Source organism: Hymenobacter canadensis, assembly GCF_027359925.1.
Taxonomy (GTDB): Bacteria; Bacteroidota; Bacteroidia; order Cytophagales; family Hymenobacteraceae; genus Hymenobacter; species Hymenobacter canadensis.
The window spans coordinates 759,337-775,025 of sequence record NZ_CP114767.1; the positions used below are offsets into that span (position 1 = coordinate 759,337).

The following is a 15,689-nucleotide window of genomic DNA, read 5'->3' on the forward strand; positions in this document are numbered from 1 at the left end:
ATTTTATAACTGTTTTTATAATAAGTATTACATTTAAATGTCGATTTCACAGATATTCTTACGCTACCCCGATGAAGACTCTTTTAATGTCTGTTCTACTCGTGTTTCGGTCTCTGTGGGCGTGTGCCGTGCCCAACGACCCTCAGGCGCCGGTAGGCATTGTAGGAACCGTGCGCTCGGCCGACAATCAGCTGCTGGCCAAGGCCTCCGTGGTAGTGGTGTACGTGCCTACCGGCAAGCGGCACACCACTACCACCGATGCCGCCGGCAATTTTGCCGTGACTGAGCTAGCCGTGGGCGGCCCGTACACCGTGCAGGTCAGCCAGCCCAACTACCAGCCGGAAATCGTGAATGACGTGTTTCTGCTGACGGGCAAAACTGCCAACGGAACCTTCGTGCTGCATCCCACTGCTGATAAAGCGGTAGCCAACACGCGCAAAAAATCCGGCAAGGAAAAGCTGGCTACCGGAGCCGATGCCGGCCCGGCACTGCTGGCCTCGGCCGGTGGGCAGGCCGTGGCAGCCGTGCCTACGCGCTACCATCTCACCTACATTCAGCAGTGCCGCATCATTCCGTCAGGCACCGGGCCGGCCATGGCTTCTGCCCAGCCAATGGCCGCCGGCCAGCCAGCCGGCACCCGGCCCGTAACTGCAGCGACCGTAACCGCCGCGCCCGTCCCGGCCCGAATGGCCTCTGCAGTTCCGACTCCGGCACCCACTGCTGCAATGGCACCTGCGACTCCTGCACCTGCTAATAGCAAGGCTGCAATGATCAGTGCTCCGGCGGCGCGGCCGGCGTTTCGGCCCGGCAGCCGTTCGCCCAAAACGATTGAAGCGCCGGCCATTGGCGGGCACTACGATGCCGCGTCGGGCAATTATATCTATGACACCGGTACTCCGACGACGCTGCAGCTAACCAACGGCCGCAAGCTGAGTGGCGTGGGTGTCAACTCGATTGAAACTAAGCTACATCAATTCATTGCTGACCCGAAGCAGCAGATAGACACTGTAGACCGTACCAAAGGCTGGATGAGCTTCGACCGGGTGTACTTTGAAACCGGCAAGGCTACCCTCACCAAGGAGTCGATGCAGCAGCTCAAAAACATTGCGCTCCTGTTGCAGAGCTACCCCCAGACCCGCATCAAGCTGGGCGGCTACACCGACAGCGTGGGCGCTTACCAGATGAACCGGCAGCTTAGCGAGGCGCGCGCCCGCACTGCCTGGGCCGCGCTGGTAGAGCTGGGCGTGAGCCCCGCGCGCCTGGAAGCCCGCGGCTACGGCTCCAACTATCCTATCGCCTCCAACACCACCCCCGCCGGCCGCGCCATGAACCGCCGCCTGAGTGTGCGGGTAATCAATAAATAGCCGCTTTCGAAGCCGCACCACAGTATAATTGGCTTGATAGCCAGAGGATAAGCGAAGAGCGGGAAAGTGTTAGCGAATTTTCGCTGGCGCTTTCCCGCTCTTTCTGTAGCTTGCCATCCACATTTGGTTCCCTCCCTAAATTCCGTTTTCCAAGATGAACATCCGCAAACTGCTGGTCGCCAACCGGGGCGAAATTGCGATTCGCGTGCTGCGCGCCGCCACCGAGCTGGGCATTCAGACCGTGGCCATCTACACCTACGAAGACCGCTACTCGCTGCACCGCTACAAGGCCGACGAAGCCTACCAGGTGGGCCGCGACGACGAGCCGCTCAAGCCTTATCTGGATATTGAAGGCATCATCCGGACGGCCAAAGAAAACGGGGCCAACGCCATCCATCCCGGCTATGGCTTCCTGAGCGAAAACGCTACCCTGGCCCGGCGCTGCGGCGAGGAAGGCCTCATCTTCGTAGGGCCCCGGCCCGAGGTGATGGAAGCCCTCGGCGACAAGGTAGCGGCCAAAAAAGTGGCCGTAGCCTGCCAGGTTCCCATTATTGAGAGCAGCGAGGCCGACCTGATAGATGCCGAAACGGCCATCTCGGAAGCCCACCGTATTGGCTACCCCGTGATGCTGAAGGCGGCCAGCGGCGGCGGCGGCCGCGGCATGCGTATCATCCGCGACGACGAGCAGATGGAGCGCGGCTTCTTCGAGGCCCGCAACGAAGCCCTCAAGGCCTTCGGCGACGACACCGTGTTTTTGGAGAAGTTCGTGGAGCAGCCCAAGCACATCGAGGTGCAGCTGGTGGCCGACAACTACGGCGGCCTCACGCACCTGTATGAGCGCGACTGCTCGGTGCAGCGCCGCTACCAGAAAGTAGTGGAAGTGGCGCCCTCGCTGAACCTGCCCGACCACATGCGCCACCTCTTATATGAGTATGCGTTGCGCCTAGGCCGGGCCGTGAACTACAACAACGTGGGCACCGTGGAATTCTTGGTGAACCCCGAGCACGACCGGATTTACTTCATCGAGGTGAACCCCCGCATTCAGGTGGAGCACACCGTGACGGAGATGATTACGGGCATCGACCTGATTAAAACCCAGCTCCACATTGCCGACGGCCGCCGCCTCACCGACCCCGAAATCGGACTGGGGCCCGACGTGAAGCCGCTGAAAATCGGGGTGGCTATTCAGTGCCGCATCACTACCGAAGACCCCACCAAAGACTTCAAGCCCGATTACGGCACCATCACGGCCTACCGCTCGGCGGGCGGCTTCGGCATTCGGCTGGATCAGGGCTCGGTGTACACCGGCGTGAAAGTGTCGCCGTTCTTTGATTCCTTGCTGGTGAAGGTGTCGACGCATGCGCCCAGCTTGGCTGATGCGGCCCAGAAAATGGCCCGCACCCTCGACGAGTTTCGGGTGAGGGGCGTGAGCACCAACATCCAGTTTCTGCAGAACATCATTGCCCACCCGGTCTTCATGGCCGGCGAGGCCAACGTGGACTTCATCAAGGACCACCCCGAGCTGTTCAAGTTCAAGACCCGGCAGGACCGCGCCACCAAGGTGCTCAGCTTCCTCGGCGACGTGATTGTGAACGGCAACCCCGACGTGCGCAACCTGCTGGACCCGCGCCGCGAGCTGCGCAAGCCCCGCCTGCCCGAAGCCGACCTGACCGCCACCCCGCCGCCCGGCACCAAGCAGAAGCTCACGGAGCTGGGCCCCGATGAGTTTGCTAAGTGGCTGCGTCACGACAAGCAGATCCACTACACCGACACCACCCTGCGCGACGCCCACCAGAGCCTACTGGCCACCCGCATGCGCACTTTCGATATGCTGAAGGTGGCCGAGCGCTACGCCCGCCAGCACCCGCAGACGTTTTCGCTGGAGTGCTGGGGCGGGGCCACGTTTGATGTGGCGCTGCGCTTCCTGCACGAAGACCCCTGGGAGCGGCTGGCCAAGCTGCGCGCCGCCGTGCCCAATATCCTGCTGCAGATGCTGATCCGTGGGGCTAACGGCGTGGGCTATAAGGCCTACCCCGACAACCTGACGGAGCGTTTCGTGCAGCAGGCCGCCGAAACTGGCATCGACGTGTTCCGCATCTTCGATTCGCTGAATTGGATGCCGGGCATGGAGGCCTGCATCAACTTCGTGCGCAACAAAACCGACCGCCTCGCCGAAGCCAGCATCTGCTACACCGGCGACATTCTGGACCCCAAGCGCAACCAGAAGTACAACCTCGACTACTACCTGCGCCTGGCCCGCCAGATTGAGGACGCCGGCGCCCATATTCTGTGCATCAAGGACATGGCCGGGCTGCTGAAGCCCTACGCCGCCACCGAGCTGATTACGGCCCTGCGCGACACCATCAGCCTGCCCATCCACCTGCACACCCACGACACCAGCAGCCTGCAGCCTGCCACCTACCTGAAAGCCGTGGAAGCCGGCGTGGATGTGATTGACGTGGCGCTGGGCAGCCTCTCGGGCCTCACCTCGCAGCCCAACTTCAACTCGGTGGTGGAGATGATGCGCGGGCAGGAGCGGCACCGCGAGTACAATCAGCAATCCCTCAACGAGTTCAGCAACTACTGGGAAACCGTGCGGGAGCATTATTATCCGTTTGAGTCGGGCTTGAAGGCCGGCACCTCGGAGGTGTTCCAGCACGAAATTCCGGGCGGGCAGTATTCCAACCTGCGCCCGCAGGCGGCCTCCCTGGGCTTGCTCGACAAGTTTGAAACCGTGAAAACCACGTTTGCCGACGTCAACCAGCTGTTCGGCGACATCGTGAAGGTGACGCCCAGTTCGAAGGTGGTCGGCGACATGGCCCTGTTCCTGGTCAGCAACAACCTCACCACCCGCGACGTGCTGGAAAAAGGCGCCACGCTCAATTTCCCCGAGTCGGTGCGGGAGCTGTTCCGCGGCGACATCGGGCAGCCCGAAGGCGGCTGGCCCCGCGACGTACAGCAGGTGATTCTGAAAGACGAAACCCCGTTCACGGACCGCCCCAATGAGCACCTGGCCCCCATTGACTTCGAGGCCGAATGGCAGAAGTTCGAGGAGAAGTTCGGGCAGCGCGGCAAGTTCACCGACGTGCTGTCGTGGCTGCTCTACCCCAAGGTATTCGAGCAATACTGGGGGCATCAGCAGGAATTCGGCGACGTGTCGGTGGTGCCCACGCCTGTGTTCTACTACGGCCTGCAGCCCGGCGACGAAACGCTCATCGAAATTGCCCGCGGCAAGAGCATCATCGTGAGCCTGCAGAGCATCGGGCCGGTGAATGAGGAAGGCAACCGCACCATCTTCTTCAACCTCAACGGCCAGACCCGCAACCTGGAAATCCGGGACACTTCGGTGGAAGTCAAGAAGATCCAGAACCCGAAAGCCGACAAAGCCAACCCGCGGCAGGTGGGCGCCCCGCTCCAGGGCCTGCTTTCGCGGGTGCTGGTGGAAAGCGGCCAAGAGGTGAAGCGTAACGCGCCACTGTTCATCATCGAAGCCATGAAGATGGAAACCACCATCACTGCCCCCGATGACACTGTCGTACAAGCCGTGAGCCTCACTGAAGGCAGCCTGGTGAATGCCGATGACTTGGTGCTGACACTGGGGTAGGAAGTAATCTGGTAAATGAAGAATGGCCATTGAATCGTCAGTTGTGACGATTCAATGGCCATTCTTCATTTTATCACCGCAGATACACCGCGTGCAGTACCGCCGCTGGCGTAGCGCTGCCATCAGCAAACAACCGCAGGGTGTCGCCGCTGATGCGGTAGGTGCGGGTGTTTTCGAGGGCGCGCATAAAGCCGGTTTCGGTGGTGTTGCCGTCGGGGCTGGCGCAGGCCATGCGAGTGGACAGCAGGGCCCCGAACCGCAGCTGCCCTGCCGCCGCCGACTCAAACGTGCCGCGGAAACGGTTGCAGCTGCCGTTGCCCTCGGCATTGGACTCATCCTGGCGCAGTACTACGTAGGGCTCGGCGTTGGTGGGTGGCGGCACTGGCTGGCTGTTTAGCTGGCGCAGTACCCAACGGGTATTGCGCAGTGCCGCATCCGGCGTGCGGGCACCCGTCTGACCGGCTTGGCTGGTGGCCTCTGCATCAGGGGCATTGGTAGTGACAGGAGCAGCAGTTTGGCAGCCGGTGGCCAGCAGCACGGTAGCTATGAGGACCAGAGGAGTACGCATGGGCAGCAAGAGAATAGCGGAAGAGAGAAGAACAAAAAATTACTGTGCACCAATTCAGTTGTACACAAACCATAACAAAAGGGTTATTTTGCAGTATGCGAAAATTCCCCCTCTTCGTTCTGTTTCCGCTTCTGCTTGCAACATCCTCCTCGCTTTATGCTCAGAAAAAACCGGTAGCCCTTCCCGCCTCAGCCGGGGTATCGGCTGCCACGGTTGAACGGGTAGTGAAAGCCCTGGCCGCCGACGACATGCAGGGCCGGGCCACCGGCAAGCCCGGCGGGCAGAAAGCGGCCCAGTTTCTGGCCACTGAATTCCAGCGCATCGGCTTGGGAATGCTCCCCGGGCTGACGAGCTACGAGCAGGTATTTCCGGCCTATGAGTCGAAAGTGGCGGCCTTGTTTGTGACCCTCAATAATGCGCCGGTGCCCAAGGAAAAGGCGCTGCTTATTTCCTCGCAGTCTCACCTCAACTGGACTGATACCGACGAGCCCGCCACCAAAGTAGTGGTAGTGGGCCCCGACGACAAAGTGCAGCCCTACATGCGCGACATCATGCGGCCACGCGAAAACCTGGTGGTGGTACTGCACCCGGTGCACGACGAGGAGTTTCGCCGCATAGCCGGCTACGTCAGCCGGAGCGCGCCCCGCCTCGATAAAGCGGGCAATCCGTATTCCAGCCTGGTGATCATGCAGGCGCTGCCGGCGGCGGCCAAAGTCACGTTCAAGCTGGCAGCCAATACTACCACGCGCACGGTAGAAATCCGCAACATTGTGGGCGTGCTGCCCGGTAAGGATTCGGCGCGCAGCAAGGAGCAGGTGGTGTTTTCGGCGCACTACGACCACATCGGGCTGCTACCGGCCGTGGCCGGCGACTCCATTGCCAACGGGGCCGACGATGATGCCAGCGGCACGGCCGCCGTGGTGGCGCTGGCCGAGCATTTCAAGAAGAAGAACAGCAATGCCCGCACGCTGGTGTTCGTGGCCTTCACGGCCGAAGAAATCGGCGGCTTTGGCTCCACGTATTTCTCGCGGCAGCTGGATCCGGATAAGGTGGTGGCCATGTTCAACATTGAGATGATTGGCAAGCCAGCCAAGTTCGGCCCCAATACGGCCTTCATCACGGGCTTCGACAAATCGGACTTCGGGGCGATGCTGCAGACCAATGTCAAGGGCACCCTGTTTCGCTTCGAGCCCGACCCGTATCCCGAGCAGAACCTGTTCTACCGTTCCGACAATGCCACGCTGGCCCGGCTGGGCGTGCCCGCGCACAGCATCAGCACAGACCAGATTCCGACCGATAAGCTCTACCATTCCGTGGACGACGAGGTGCAGAGCCTGGATCTGCCGAACATGACGGCCGTGATAACGGCCGTGGCCCGCGGGGCCGCGGGCATCATTGCGGGCCAGCAAACGCCCACGCGTATTGCGCCGGAAGCACCGAAGCCGGCCCCGTCCACCGGAGGCAGTAAATAATAGTCGGGCCTGAATTGCTAAGACAGATAATAAAAAAAAACACCCTGCAGGCTGCCTGCAGGGTGTTTGCGTTCAGAAGAAAAGGGGTAGCGGCTGGCGAATAATGTGCAAGGTGTGTAAGCAGGTATACTACTACCGCTGGCGTCAGCAGAAGTCGGTAGTAGATCTTCAAATCTACCAGCTGGCGATGCCCTGTACAATCACATGATGATGTGATATAGGAAAGGCTGATGAAGCACCAATCGACTGGCTAATGGGGCAGGCGTACGCTCAGACCACCGCCCACGTAGGGGCCGGCCGGGGCATAAGTGCTGGTGCCGGGGCCGCCGCCGGCCGTCACGTCGAGGCGCAGGTTGGGCGCGGGGCGCCAGTAGAGGCCGCCGGTGAGGCCGGGTTTCCAGCTGGCGGTTTTCTGCCAGGTGGTATACGTCTCGGCGAAAAACCCAAAATTCTCCCCCAGCGGGCCGTTGAGTGCCACCGTGCCCAGGTACTGGCCCCGGCTGGTGTCGGCCGCCCTGAAGCCGCGCTGCCTGAAGCCCAGGTTGGCTTCCAGCCCGAACCGCTCCCCCAATTGCTGCGACACCAGCAGGCGGGCCGCCGGCTCGTACACCTTGTCGGCAAAAGAAGCATCTCCGGTGCCGGGCAGCGTCAGCTCGGCAAGCACCGACACCTGCGAGCGGGTATCCTGGTTGGAGGAAGCCAGCATTTTGGCGCCTACCGTGAGGGGCGCGAAGCCACCCGGCCGGCTAACTACCGCACTGCCACCCTCGGTGGCCGGCAACGGCGTGGGCCCTTGCGGCAGGTAGTGCTGCTGCACCCGCAGCTCCATCAGCCCGAAGAAACCCACGCGCAACAAGCCCTGCGAAAACGAGCGAGGTGCCCCTATGGCCGGTTTCAACTGCCCCTGCGTGCCCAAATCCACCTGCACCTGCCCGGGGCGGAGCATGCTGGTCGTTACGGTTTGGCCGGGGCGGTCGGGGCGAATGTTGCGGATGAAGGGCGTTTCGGTATTGCCGACGCCAGGGTCGATAGTTTGGGCCAGGGTGCAGGCGGGGGCCGCGAGCAAAAGCCCGCCAGCGGTCAGCAGAGTGGTCGTGCGCATGCCTCCCGACACCCTCAGACCCCGGAAAGTTCGCCGGGAAAGCACTAACCGATTGGCTGGCCGCCGTTTTCGGTGCAGAGTCCAAGCCGGCCGCGGCAGGTTGCCATTTGGAGCGAAGCGGCGCTATATAGGGAAGCTGCTGCCGGTGGCGTTTCGTAGGATCTGGCCGGAGCCTCAGGCCTGCCGTTCCAGCGCGGCCCGGTCCCAGCCGGCCAGGGTGGCCCCGGCGGTGTAGGTGCTGTCCAGGAATTCCCGGAGGGCGGCGGCGGGGTCGGAGGCAGTGCGTACAGCCTCGTAGGGCAGCAGGAATTCGCTTAGCTCCGGGCTGTAGTAGGCGGCGGCTGGCTGCACCTGGGCCTCGGCAAAACCGGCCGGGGCCGGGGCGGTATAGGCGTAGAATGCGGCTTCCTGGCCGTTGCCGCCGGGCCAGAAGCCGTGGCTGATGACCTCGTGGGAGTACGCCTCGCGGGTGATGCCGTCGGCGTCGGCGCGGGGCGGGGCCAGGCGGCCGGAAAAGCGCGTCACGGCCAGATCAAACGAACCCCAGAAGAAATGCACCGGGCTGCACTTGCCGATGAACTCGGCCCGAAACTGCTCCAGCACCGGCGTAATGAGGGTGAGGGCGTGCCAGAAGCGCTGGGCCGCCTCGGGGTCGTAGCTGGCGTGCTGCTCGTCCTCAGCAAACGGAACCGGGTTTTCGATTTCCACCGGCACCGGCCAGATGTGCACCGTAATGCCCAACTCGGCCAGCATCCGCAGCACTTCGTGGTAGAACACGGCCACGGAGCGAGGCTGCAGGGCCAGTTGCCGCTCGGCTCCGTCGCTGCACCGGATGATGAGCTGGTGGTCGAGGAAGTCGAAGTCAATCTGAAAGCTGCGGCCTTCGTAGGGCATGGCCGAGGTGGTGAGGCCTCGGGCCGTGACGTAGAGCGGCACGTTCCAGAAATGGTTGACGAGTGGGGTGCTGGCCATCCGGATTTTGCCCACCACCTGCGTGTACATGTGCAACGTGGCGAGCGTATCGGACCAGGCGGCTAGGGGAAGGGTGGGCCAGGAAGTGGCGGAGGCAGGAGTAGGCATGGGCGGCGGGGTTAGGAAGGAATCCGTACTTTCCGGCAAAAGACAAACCGTTCCTGAAAGTATGAAAACTCTTCGCCTCCTGGCGTGCCTGCTGCTGATAAGCGCCCTGAGCGCCCGCGCCGCCACTGTCGATACCGTGGCCATTGCCAGCGCCGCCATGCAGCGCACATACAAGGCGGCCGTAGCGGTGCCGGCCAGCTACGCCAAAAACAAGAAGGCCCGCTACCCGGTGCTCTATCTGCTGCACGGCGCCTACGGCCACTTCGCCGACTGGAGCAGCAAGACGCCCGACAAAACCCTCATCCACCGCCTCGCCGACCAGTACAACCTCATCATCGTCATGCCCGAGGGCGAAACGTTCAGCTTCTACCTTGACTCGCCGGTGAACAAGGCCAGCCAGTTTGAAACGTACATTACGCAGGATGTTATCAGCAAAATCGACCAGACCTACCGCACCGTGGCGCGCAAAGAAGGCCGGGTTATTTCGGGCCTGTCGATGGGCGGGCACGGGGCGCTGTACCTCTCGGGCCGGCACCCGGAGCTGTTCGCGGCGGCTGGCAGCATGAGCGGGGCGTTGGATCTGAGCATCACCAACCGCAAGCTGAACCCCCAGGAAGCCCAGCAGCGGCAGAGCCTGTTCAACCCCATTCTCGGCCCCGAAACGCCCGCGCCCAGCCCGTACAGCGCCAACTCAGTAGTGAACATGGCCGATAAGCTCTACACCAACGGTTTACCCCTCATCATCGACTGCGGCGTGGACGACTTCCTCATCGAAATCAACCGCGAAGTCCACCGTCGCCTGGTCTACAACCACACGCCCCACGACTACACCGAGCGACCCGGCGCCCATACCTGGGAATACTGGCAGAACGCGCTGCCCTACCACGTACAGTTCTTCCAGCAGGTGCTGGAAAAGGGCGGGGTAGCCGTGAAGTAGGGGTGCCGGTCCAATGTTCGCCGCCTGTTATCTGCCACAAAAAAATAAGGCGGCGAACAACGAATCAGAAATAATTAGTCCTCATCCTCATAATCCAGGCCCAGCAGTTGGTTGAGGGCTTGCTGAATTTCACTGGCGGCGTGCATTTGGCCGGCTTTGCGGGCCACGGTCAGGCCTTTGCGGTAAACTTTTTCGGCGTCTTCCGGCTTTTCCAGCTGTTGCAGCATCTTGCCAGCGTGGTAGTACGTACCCACGTATTCCGGATGCTCGTCGAGCAGTTTCTGGTAGTACGTCATGGCCCGTTCCGGCTCCGTAACGCGGTATTCGGTGGCCAGTGCGTAGATGGTAAACGCGTCGGTAGGATCATCCTGGTAGAAGGCCAGGAGTTGTTGCAGGCGGCTCGGCGCAGTTTCCATAGGGCGGGAGTTTTGAGTATCTTCGCCCCAAATTTGGCACTTTCTCCTAGTATCTTCCATATAAGCAGCCGTAGATGAAGTTTCTCGTTTGCATCAGCAACGTACCCGACACGACCACTAAAATCGCGTTTACTCCTGATAACAAGGAGTTTAACAAAGCTGGCGTGCAGTTCGTAATAAATCCCTGGGATGAGTATGCACTCACCCGCGCCATTGAATTGAAGGAGGCCCAGGGCGGCGGCACCGTTACGGTGCTCAACGTGGGCGAGGCCGACACCGAGCCCAACATCCGCAAGGCCCTGGCCATCGGCGCCGACGACGCCATCCGCGTAAACGCCCATCCGAAGGATGCCTTCTTCGTGGCCCAGCAAATCGCCAGCATCGCCAAAGACGGCGGCTACGACGTGATTCTGATGGGTAAGGAAAGCATCGACTACAACGGCTTCCAGGTGCACGGCATGGTGGGCGAGCTGCTCGGCATCCCGACAGTGGCCCCGGCCATGAAGCTGGACCTGAGCGGCAACACCGCCACGCTGGAGCGCGAAATCGAAGGCGGCAAGGAAATCGTGGAGGTTAACACGCCCTTCGTGGCCTCGTGCCAGCAGCCGATGTGCGAGCCCCGCATCCCGAACATGCGCGGCATCATGACGGCCCGCACCAAGCCCCTGAAAGTGGTGGAAGCCACCGCCGACGCGGCCCGCACCGAGGTAGCTGCCTTCGCGCTGCCCCCACAGAAGCAGGGCGTGAAGCTCATTCCGGCCGAAAGCGCCGGCGACCTGATTCGCCTGCTCCGCAACGAAGCCAAGGTCATCTAGTTGGGAGAGCTTAGAGATTAGAGCCCAGAACTTAGCTACATTTCCAAGCCGCAAAGTTGCCTGCCTCTAGTTCAAACTAAGCTCTAAGTTCTCACTATCTAAGTTCTCAAAAAAAAATGTCTGTACTAGTAGTTGTTGAATGTGACGGCGGCGAGGTAAAGAAATCCTCGCTGGAAGTGGCCTCCTACGGCAGCCAGGTAGCCCAGATGCTGGGTACCACCGCTACGGCCGTGGCCGTGGGCGAGGCCACCGAAGCCAACCTGGCCCAACTGGGTGAGCAGGGCATCACCAAGGTGCTGCACGACGCCGAGCCCCGCCTCAAGGATTTCGTGAACGGTGCCTACACCAAGCTGATTGCCGCTGCCGCCCAGAAGGAGGACGCCAAAATCATCGTGCTGGCCAACTCCAACATCGGTGCTTCGGTAGGCTCGCGCCTCTCGATCCGCTTGCAGGCCAGCATCGCCACCAACGTGGTAGAGCTGCCCAAAATCGACGGTGGCTCGTTCACGGTGAAGCGCGGTGCCTTCTCGGGCAAAGCCTTTGCTGATGTGAAGCTGGACGGCGACCGGAAAATCATTGCCGTTAAAAAGAACTCCATCGAAGCGCTGCACGAAGCCGGTAAAACCGCTCAGGTAGAGGCCTTCTCGGCCCAGCTGTCGGATGCTGACTTTGCCGATGCTCCCAAACAAGTGGTGATGCAGGACCAAGCCGGCGGCATTCTGCTGCCCGAGGCTGACCTCGTGGTATCGGGTGGCCGTGGCATGAAAGGCCCCGAAAACTGGAACCTCATCGAGGAGCTGGCGAAGGCCTTAGGCGCGGCTACGGCCTGTTCCAAGCCCGTATCGGACGTCGATTGGCGCCCTCACCACGAGCACGTGGGCCAGACCGGCATCACCGTGTCGCCGAACCTGTACATTGCCTGTGGTATTTCGGGTGCCATCCAGCACTTGGCCGGCGTGAACTCGAGCAAGGTTATCGTGGTCATCAACAAAGACCCCGAGGCTCCTTTCTTCAAGGCCGCCGACTACGGCATCGTAGGCGACGTGTTCGACGTGCTGCCCAAGCTCACGCAAGCGGTAAAAGAGCTGAACTAATGTGCTTATGATGTGCGAAATGCGGAAAATGTGCTGCGGCCATTCCCGTATTTCGCACATTTTCACATTCTTCACACTAGCAAATTCACCAAGACCTTCCTTGTGAAAAAAATACCGCTCGAAATCCTGGGCCTCTCGTCCAGCCAGTCGCAGTCGGGTTCCTTTGCCCTCATCCTGGGCGAGAAGACCGGCAACCGACGCCTGCCGATTATCATTGGCATGTTTGAGGCGCAGAGCATTGCCATTCAGATAGAGAAAATTAATCCGAACCGGCCCCTCACGCACGACCTGTTCAAGTCGTTTGCCGAGCAGGTGCACGTGGCCGTGCTGGAAGTGCTGATTTCCGACCTCAAGGAAGGCGTTTTCTACTCCAAGATTGTGTGCTCCGATGGGGCTACCACCTTCGAGCTGGATTCGCGCCCGTCTGATGCTATTGCCATCGGTCTGCGTTTCGGAGTGCCCATCTTCACGGTGGAAAGCGTGCTCAGCGAAGCCGGCATCATCCTGTCTGACCTCGACGAAAATGCCGAAGATTCGGACGACGACGAGGATGAGGACGACGAGGACGACACCAACGAGGGCCCGGCCAAGCCGGCTCCCGCGCCCCGCGAGCCCAGCGGCCAGGTGTCGTTGGACGAGCTGACCAAGATGCTGGCCCAGGCCCTGGAGCGCGAAGACTACGAGAAAGCCGCCAAAATCCGCGACGAACTCAACAAGCGCGACAGCTAAGCCGCGGCTTGTCTGAAATAAATAAAAGGCCTTCCTGCCCGGGAAGGCCTTTTTTGTGCCTGAAATTTGGCCTGCAAAGGTACGGCTGCAACCAGCTGCCTTACTTTGCGCCCCCAACCCGTCTTTACTATGCCTGATTCTGCTTCTTCCGACCTCCGCTACCCCATCGGCCGGCCCGTGCTGCCTGATGCGGCGCTGGACCACGGCCGCCGCACGGCCTACATTGCCCACCTAGCCACCCTGCCCGACCAAGTGCGAGCCGCCGTGGCCGGCCTCACGCCGGCCCAGCTCGACACGCCCTACCGCCCCGAGGGCTGGACCGTACGCCAGCTCATCCATCACCTGCCCGACTCGCACCTGAACGCCTACACCCGCTGCCGACTGGCCCTCACCGAGGACAATCCCACCATCAAGCCCTACGACGAAGCCGCCTGGGCCGAGCTGGCCGATGTGGAGGCTACGCCCCCGGCCGTGTCGTTGGCGTTGCTGGAGGCGCTGCATATCCGCTGGGTGCGGCTGCTGCGCAACCTTACTGAGGCCCAGTGGCAGCGCACCTTCCACCACCCCGATTCCGGCCGCAACTTCACGCTGGACCAGGCGTTGGCGCTGTATTCCTGGCACAGCCGGCACCATCTGGCCCATATCACGGAGCTGCGCCGCCGCGAGAATTGGTAGTAATTCAGCGGCGAGCTGATTTCTGAAAATCAGCGTAGCTAGTTAGCAAAAAGCCCTCCGGCGTTAGGACTTGCCTAATGCCGGAGGGCTTTTCGTTGAAGGATGTATTCGCTGACTGCTTTGCTGCCGTGACTTGCGCGGTTATACTTCCGAAAGTGGCTCGTTGGCCAGCGCTTCCAGGCCGCCTTCCGATTCCTCGTCCACGCGCTTCGCGGCACGTACGAGGCTGCTGCTGAAGATGAACTCGCGCAACTCGGGTACTTTGGCATTCAGGATTTCATCCTTGGTGCCATCCCAGAGCTTGAGGCCTTTGTGCATGAAGATGATATGGTCGCCGATTTCCACCACCGAGTTCATGTCGTGGGTGATGACGACCGTGGTGATGCCGTATTCGTGGGTGATTTCGTGAATCAGCTCATCGATTTTGATGCTGGTGGCGGGGTCGAGGCCGGAGTTGGGCTCGTCGCAAAAGAGGTAGGTGCAGTTGGGGGCAATGGCGCGGGCAATGCCGACGCGCTTTTTCATGCCACCGGAAATTTCGGAGGGCATTTTGGTGCCGGCATTTTCCAGGCCCACGCGTTTCAGGCAGAATTCCACCCGGTCGCGGCGTTCCTCTTTGGTCATTTCCGGCGTGAGCATCTTCAGCGGAAACTCGGTGTTTTCATACACCGTCATCGAGTCGAACAGCGCGGAGCCCTGGAACAGCATCCCGATTTTACGTCGGATTTCCTGCCGAATGTCCACCTTATTGTTGGTAAAAACGGTGCCGTCGAAGGTGATGCTGCCCAGATCCGGCTTCATCAACCCTACAATGCACTGCAGCAGCACGCTTTTGCCGGTACCCGAGCCGCCCAGCAGCAGGTTGCACTTGCCGGTTTCGAAGGTGCAGGTAATGCCTTTGAGTACCGGGTTGCCGTTGAACGCCTTCTGGATATTGTGAACCTCAATCATGGGTGAGATGCTGATTTGGGGATGTGCTGATGTGCTGGTTTTGAATGGGCTGTACCGGCTGCTGACGTGTGAGATGATCCAGCAGCCCGCTCAGCCATAAAGCAGCTCCTTACAACAGGATAGCGGCCAGTGCGTAGTCGGCCAGCAGAATGGCAATGATGGAGTTGGTAACCGCGCCCGTGCTGGCGGCGCCTACCTCCAGGGCCCCGCCCTCGGTGTAGTAGCCTTTGAAGGACGAAATAGCGGACACCAGGAAGGCAAACACCACTGACTTGATCAGGGCGAAGAGAATGTTGTAGGGCACAAAATCGGTGCGGATACCTTCAATGTACTCCTGGGCCGACATGGCGCCGGAGAGCGTGCCGGCCAGATAGCCGCCCATAATGGAAAGCATCATGGCCAGAATCACGAGCAGCGGGAACATCAGCATGGAGGCCACGATGCGCGGCAGCACTAGGTAGGAGGCCGAGTTGATGCCCATTACCTCCAGCGCCGACACCTGCTCGGTGATGCGCATGGTGCCCAGGCCGCCGGCGATGCTGCTGCCCACCTTGCCGGCCAGCACGATGCTGGTGATGGTAGGGGCCAGCTCCAGAATGGTCATTTCGCGCACCATAAACCCGATGGTGCTCTTGGGAATGAGCGGGTTGATGAGGTTGTAGGCAATCTGCACGCACGTTACGGCCCCGATGAAGGCCGAAACGATGGACACGATGAACACCGAATCGGTGCCGATGAGGATGCACTCGTCGATGGTGCGTTGCCAGAGCACGGCAAACCGCTCCTTGCGGGAGAGCATACTCTGAATAAACAGCAGGAAAGAGCCGAAGGTCTTAACCATGAGGTAAGGAGAATGAGAGGAAAAGCAGGAACTTGCGCAGC

Annotated in this window: 14 protein-coding genes; 8 read left to right on the forward strand and 6 right to left on the reverse strand. The window is 60.9% G+C overall.

The annotated features are described in order from the left end of the window. Positions 1–86: 86 nt before the first annotated feature. Positions 87–1,364: an OmpA family protein gene (locus tag O3303_RS03245; RefSeq protein WP_269560633.1), complete on the forward strand. Its 1,278-nt coding sequence runs from the start codon at positions 87–89 to the stop codon at positions 1,362–1,364. A gap of 154 nt (positions 1,365–1,518) precedes the next feature. Further along, entirely contained in the window at positions 1,519–4,968 is a 3,450-nt protein-coding gene (locus tag O3303_RS03250) for a pyruvate carboxylase (RefSeq protein WP_269560634.1), read from the forward strand. 73 nt (positions 4,969–5,041) lie between these two features. On the opposite strand, the gene O3303_RS03255 is transcribed toward O3303_RS03250, so the two are convergent. Next, on the reverse strand, positions 5,042–5,536 hold the full coding sequence (locus O3303_RS03255) for an META domain-containing protein (protein ID WP_269560635.1): 495 nt from the start codon (positions 5,534–5,536) through the stop codon (positions 5,042–5,044). A gap of 95 nt (positions 5,537–5,631) precedes the next feature. Between O3303_RS03255 and O3303_RS03260 the strand changes: the two genes are divergently transcribed. Next, entirely contained in the window at positions 5,632–7,008 is a 1,377-nt protein-coding gene (locus O3303_RS03260; protein ID WP_269560636.1) for a M20/M25/M40 family metallo-hydrolase, read from the forward strand. Between the two features lie 250 nt (positions 7,009–7,258). On the opposite strand, the gene O3303_RS03265 is transcribed toward O3303_RS03260, so the two are convergent. Together O3303_RS03265 and O3303_RS03270 are read right to left on the reverse strand one after the other, a co-directional pair. Further along, entirely contained in the window at positions 7,259–8,110 is an 852-nt protein-coding gene (locus O3303_RS03265) for a transporter (RefSeq protein WP_269560637.1), read from the reverse strand. A 174-nt stretch (positions 8,111–8,284) separates the two neighbouring features. Next, the gene (locus O3303_RS03270) at positions 8,285–9,190 is read right to left on the reverse strand and encodes a DUF5996 family protein (protein WP_269560638.1); all 906 of its coding nucleotides are present in this window, start codon (positions 9,188–9,190) and stop codon (positions 8,285–8,287) included. Positions 9,191–9,251: 61 nt separating this feature from the next. Here O3303_RS03270 and O3303_RS03275 point away from each other — a divergent pair, with 61 nt between their 5' ends. Further along, positions 9,252–10,127 (forward strand): alpha/beta hydrolase, encoded by an 876-nt coding sequence (locus tag O3303_RS03275; protein WP_269560639.1) that lies wholly within the window; start codon positions 9,252–9,254, stop codon positions 10,125–10,127. Positions 10,128–10,201: 74 nt separating this feature from the next. On the opposite strand, the gene O3303_RS03280 is transcribed toward O3303_RS03275, so the two are convergent. Beyond that, the gene (locus O3303_RS03280) at positions 10,202–10,543 is read right to left on the reverse strand and encodes a tetratricopeptide repeat protein (RefSeq protein ID WP_269560640.1); all 342 of its coding nucleotides are present in this window, start codon (positions 10,541–10,543) and stop codon (positions 10,202–10,204) included. A 74-nt stretch (positions 10,544–10,617) separates the two neighbouring features. Between O3303_RS03280 and O3303_RS03285 the strand changes: the two genes are divergently transcribed. From O3303_RS03285 to O3303_RS03300, 4 genes are all read left to right on the forward strand, one after another. Next, complete coding sequence (locus O3303_RS03285; RefSeq protein WP_269560641.1) at positions 10,618–11,358, forward strand: electron transfer flavoprotein subunit beta/FixA family protein; 741 nt, start codon at positions 10,618–10,620, stop codon at positions 11,356–11,358. Between the two features lie 116 nt (positions 11,359–11,474). Beyond that, positions 11,475–12,452 (forward strand): electron transfer flavoprotein subunit alpha/FixB family protein, encoded by a 978-nt coding sequence (locus O3303_RS03290; RefSeq protein WP_269560642.1) that lies wholly within the window; start codon positions 11,475–11,477, stop codon positions 12,450–12,452. A 102-nt stretch (positions 12,453–12,554) separates the two neighbouring features. Then, positions 12,555–13,181: a bifunctional nuclease family protein gene (locus tag O3303_RS03295; RefSeq protein ID WP_269560643.1), complete on the forward strand. Its 627-nt coding sequence runs from the start codon at positions 12,555–12,557 to the stop codon at positions 13,179–13,181. A 129-nt stretch (positions 13,182–13,310) separates the two neighbouring features. Further along, positions 13,311–13,856, forward strand: a complete 546-nt coding sequence (locus O3303_RS03300) for a YfiT family bacillithiol transferase (RefSeq protein ID WP_269560644.1) — start codon at positions 13,311–13,313, stop codon at positions 13,854–13,856. Between the two features lie 141 nt (positions 13,857–13,997). Here O3303_RS03300 and O3303_RS03305 read toward each other — a convergent pair whose 3' ends face one another. Then, positions 13,998–14,807, reverse strand: coding sequence for an ABC transporter ATP-binding protein (locus O3303_RS03305; protein WP_269560645.1), 810 nt, complete (start codon positions 14,805–14,807; stop codon positions 13,998–14,000). A gap of 109 nt (positions 14,808–14,916) precedes the next feature. After that, a complete protein-coding gene (locus O3303_RS03310; RefSeq protein ID WP_269560646.1) occupies positions 14,917–15,648 on the reverse strand; it encodes an MlaE family ABC transporter permease in 732 nt (243 codons plus the stop codon). Positions 15,649–15,689: the final 41 nt, after the last annotated feature.

Excerpts from the sequence above, each read along its gene's own strand:
- O3303_RS03275 (WP_269560639.1), top strand. The coding sequence starts at position 9,252 with ATGAAAACTCTTCGCCTCCTGGCGTGCCTGCTGCTGATAAGCGCCCTG.
- O3303_RS03310 (WP_269560646.1), bottom strand. The coding sequence starts at position 15,648 with ATGGTTAAGACCTTCGGCTCTTTCCTGCTGTTTATTCAGAGTATGCTC.
- O3303_RS03280 (WP_269560640.1), bottom strand. The coding sequence starts at position 10,543 with ATGGAAACTGCGCCGAGCCGCCTGCAACAACTCCTGGCCTTCTACCAG.
- O3303_RS03300 (WP_269560644.1), top strand. The coding sequence starts at position 13,311 with ATGCCTGATTCTGCTTCTTCCGACCTCCGCTACCCCATCGGCCGGCCC.
- O3303_RS03270 (WP_269560638.1), bottom strand. The coding sequence starts at position 9,190 with ATGCCTACTCCTGCCTCCGCCACTTCCTGGCCCACCCTTCCCCTAGCC.
- O3303_RS03255 (WP_269560635.1), bottom strand. The coding sequence starts at position 5,536 with ATGCGTACTCCTCTGGTCCTCATAGCTACCGTGCTGCTGGCCACCGGC.
- O3303_RS03250 (WP_269560634.1), top strand. The coding sequence starts at position 1,519 with ATGAACATCCGCAAACTGCTGGTCGCCAACCGGGGCGAAATTGCGATT.
- O3303_RS03285 (WP_269560641.1), top strand. The coding sequence starts at position 10,618 with ATGAAGTTTCTCGTTTGCATCAGCAACGTACCCGACACGACCACTAAA.
- O3303_RS03265 (WP_269560637.1), bottom strand. The coding sequence starts at position 8,110 with ATGCGCACGACCACTCTGCTGACCGCTGGCGGGCTTTTGCTCGCGGCC.
- O3303_RS03305 (WP_269560645.1), bottom strand. The coding sequence starts at position 14,807 with ATGATTGAGGTTCACAATATCCAGAAGGCGTTCAACGGCAACCCGGTA.
- O3303_RS03290 (WP_269560642.1), top strand. The coding sequence starts at position 11,475 with ATGTCTGTACTAGTAGTTGTTGAATGTGACGGCGGCGAGGTAAAGAAA.
- O3303_RS03245 (WP_269560633.1), top strand. The coding sequence starts at position 87 with ATGTCTGTTCTACTCGTGTTTCGGTCTCTGTGGGCGTGTGCCGTGCCC.
- O3303_RS03260 (WP_269560636.1), top strand. The coding sequence starts at position 5,632 with ATGCGAAAATTCCCCCTCTTCGTTCTGTTTCCGCTTCTGCTTGCAACA.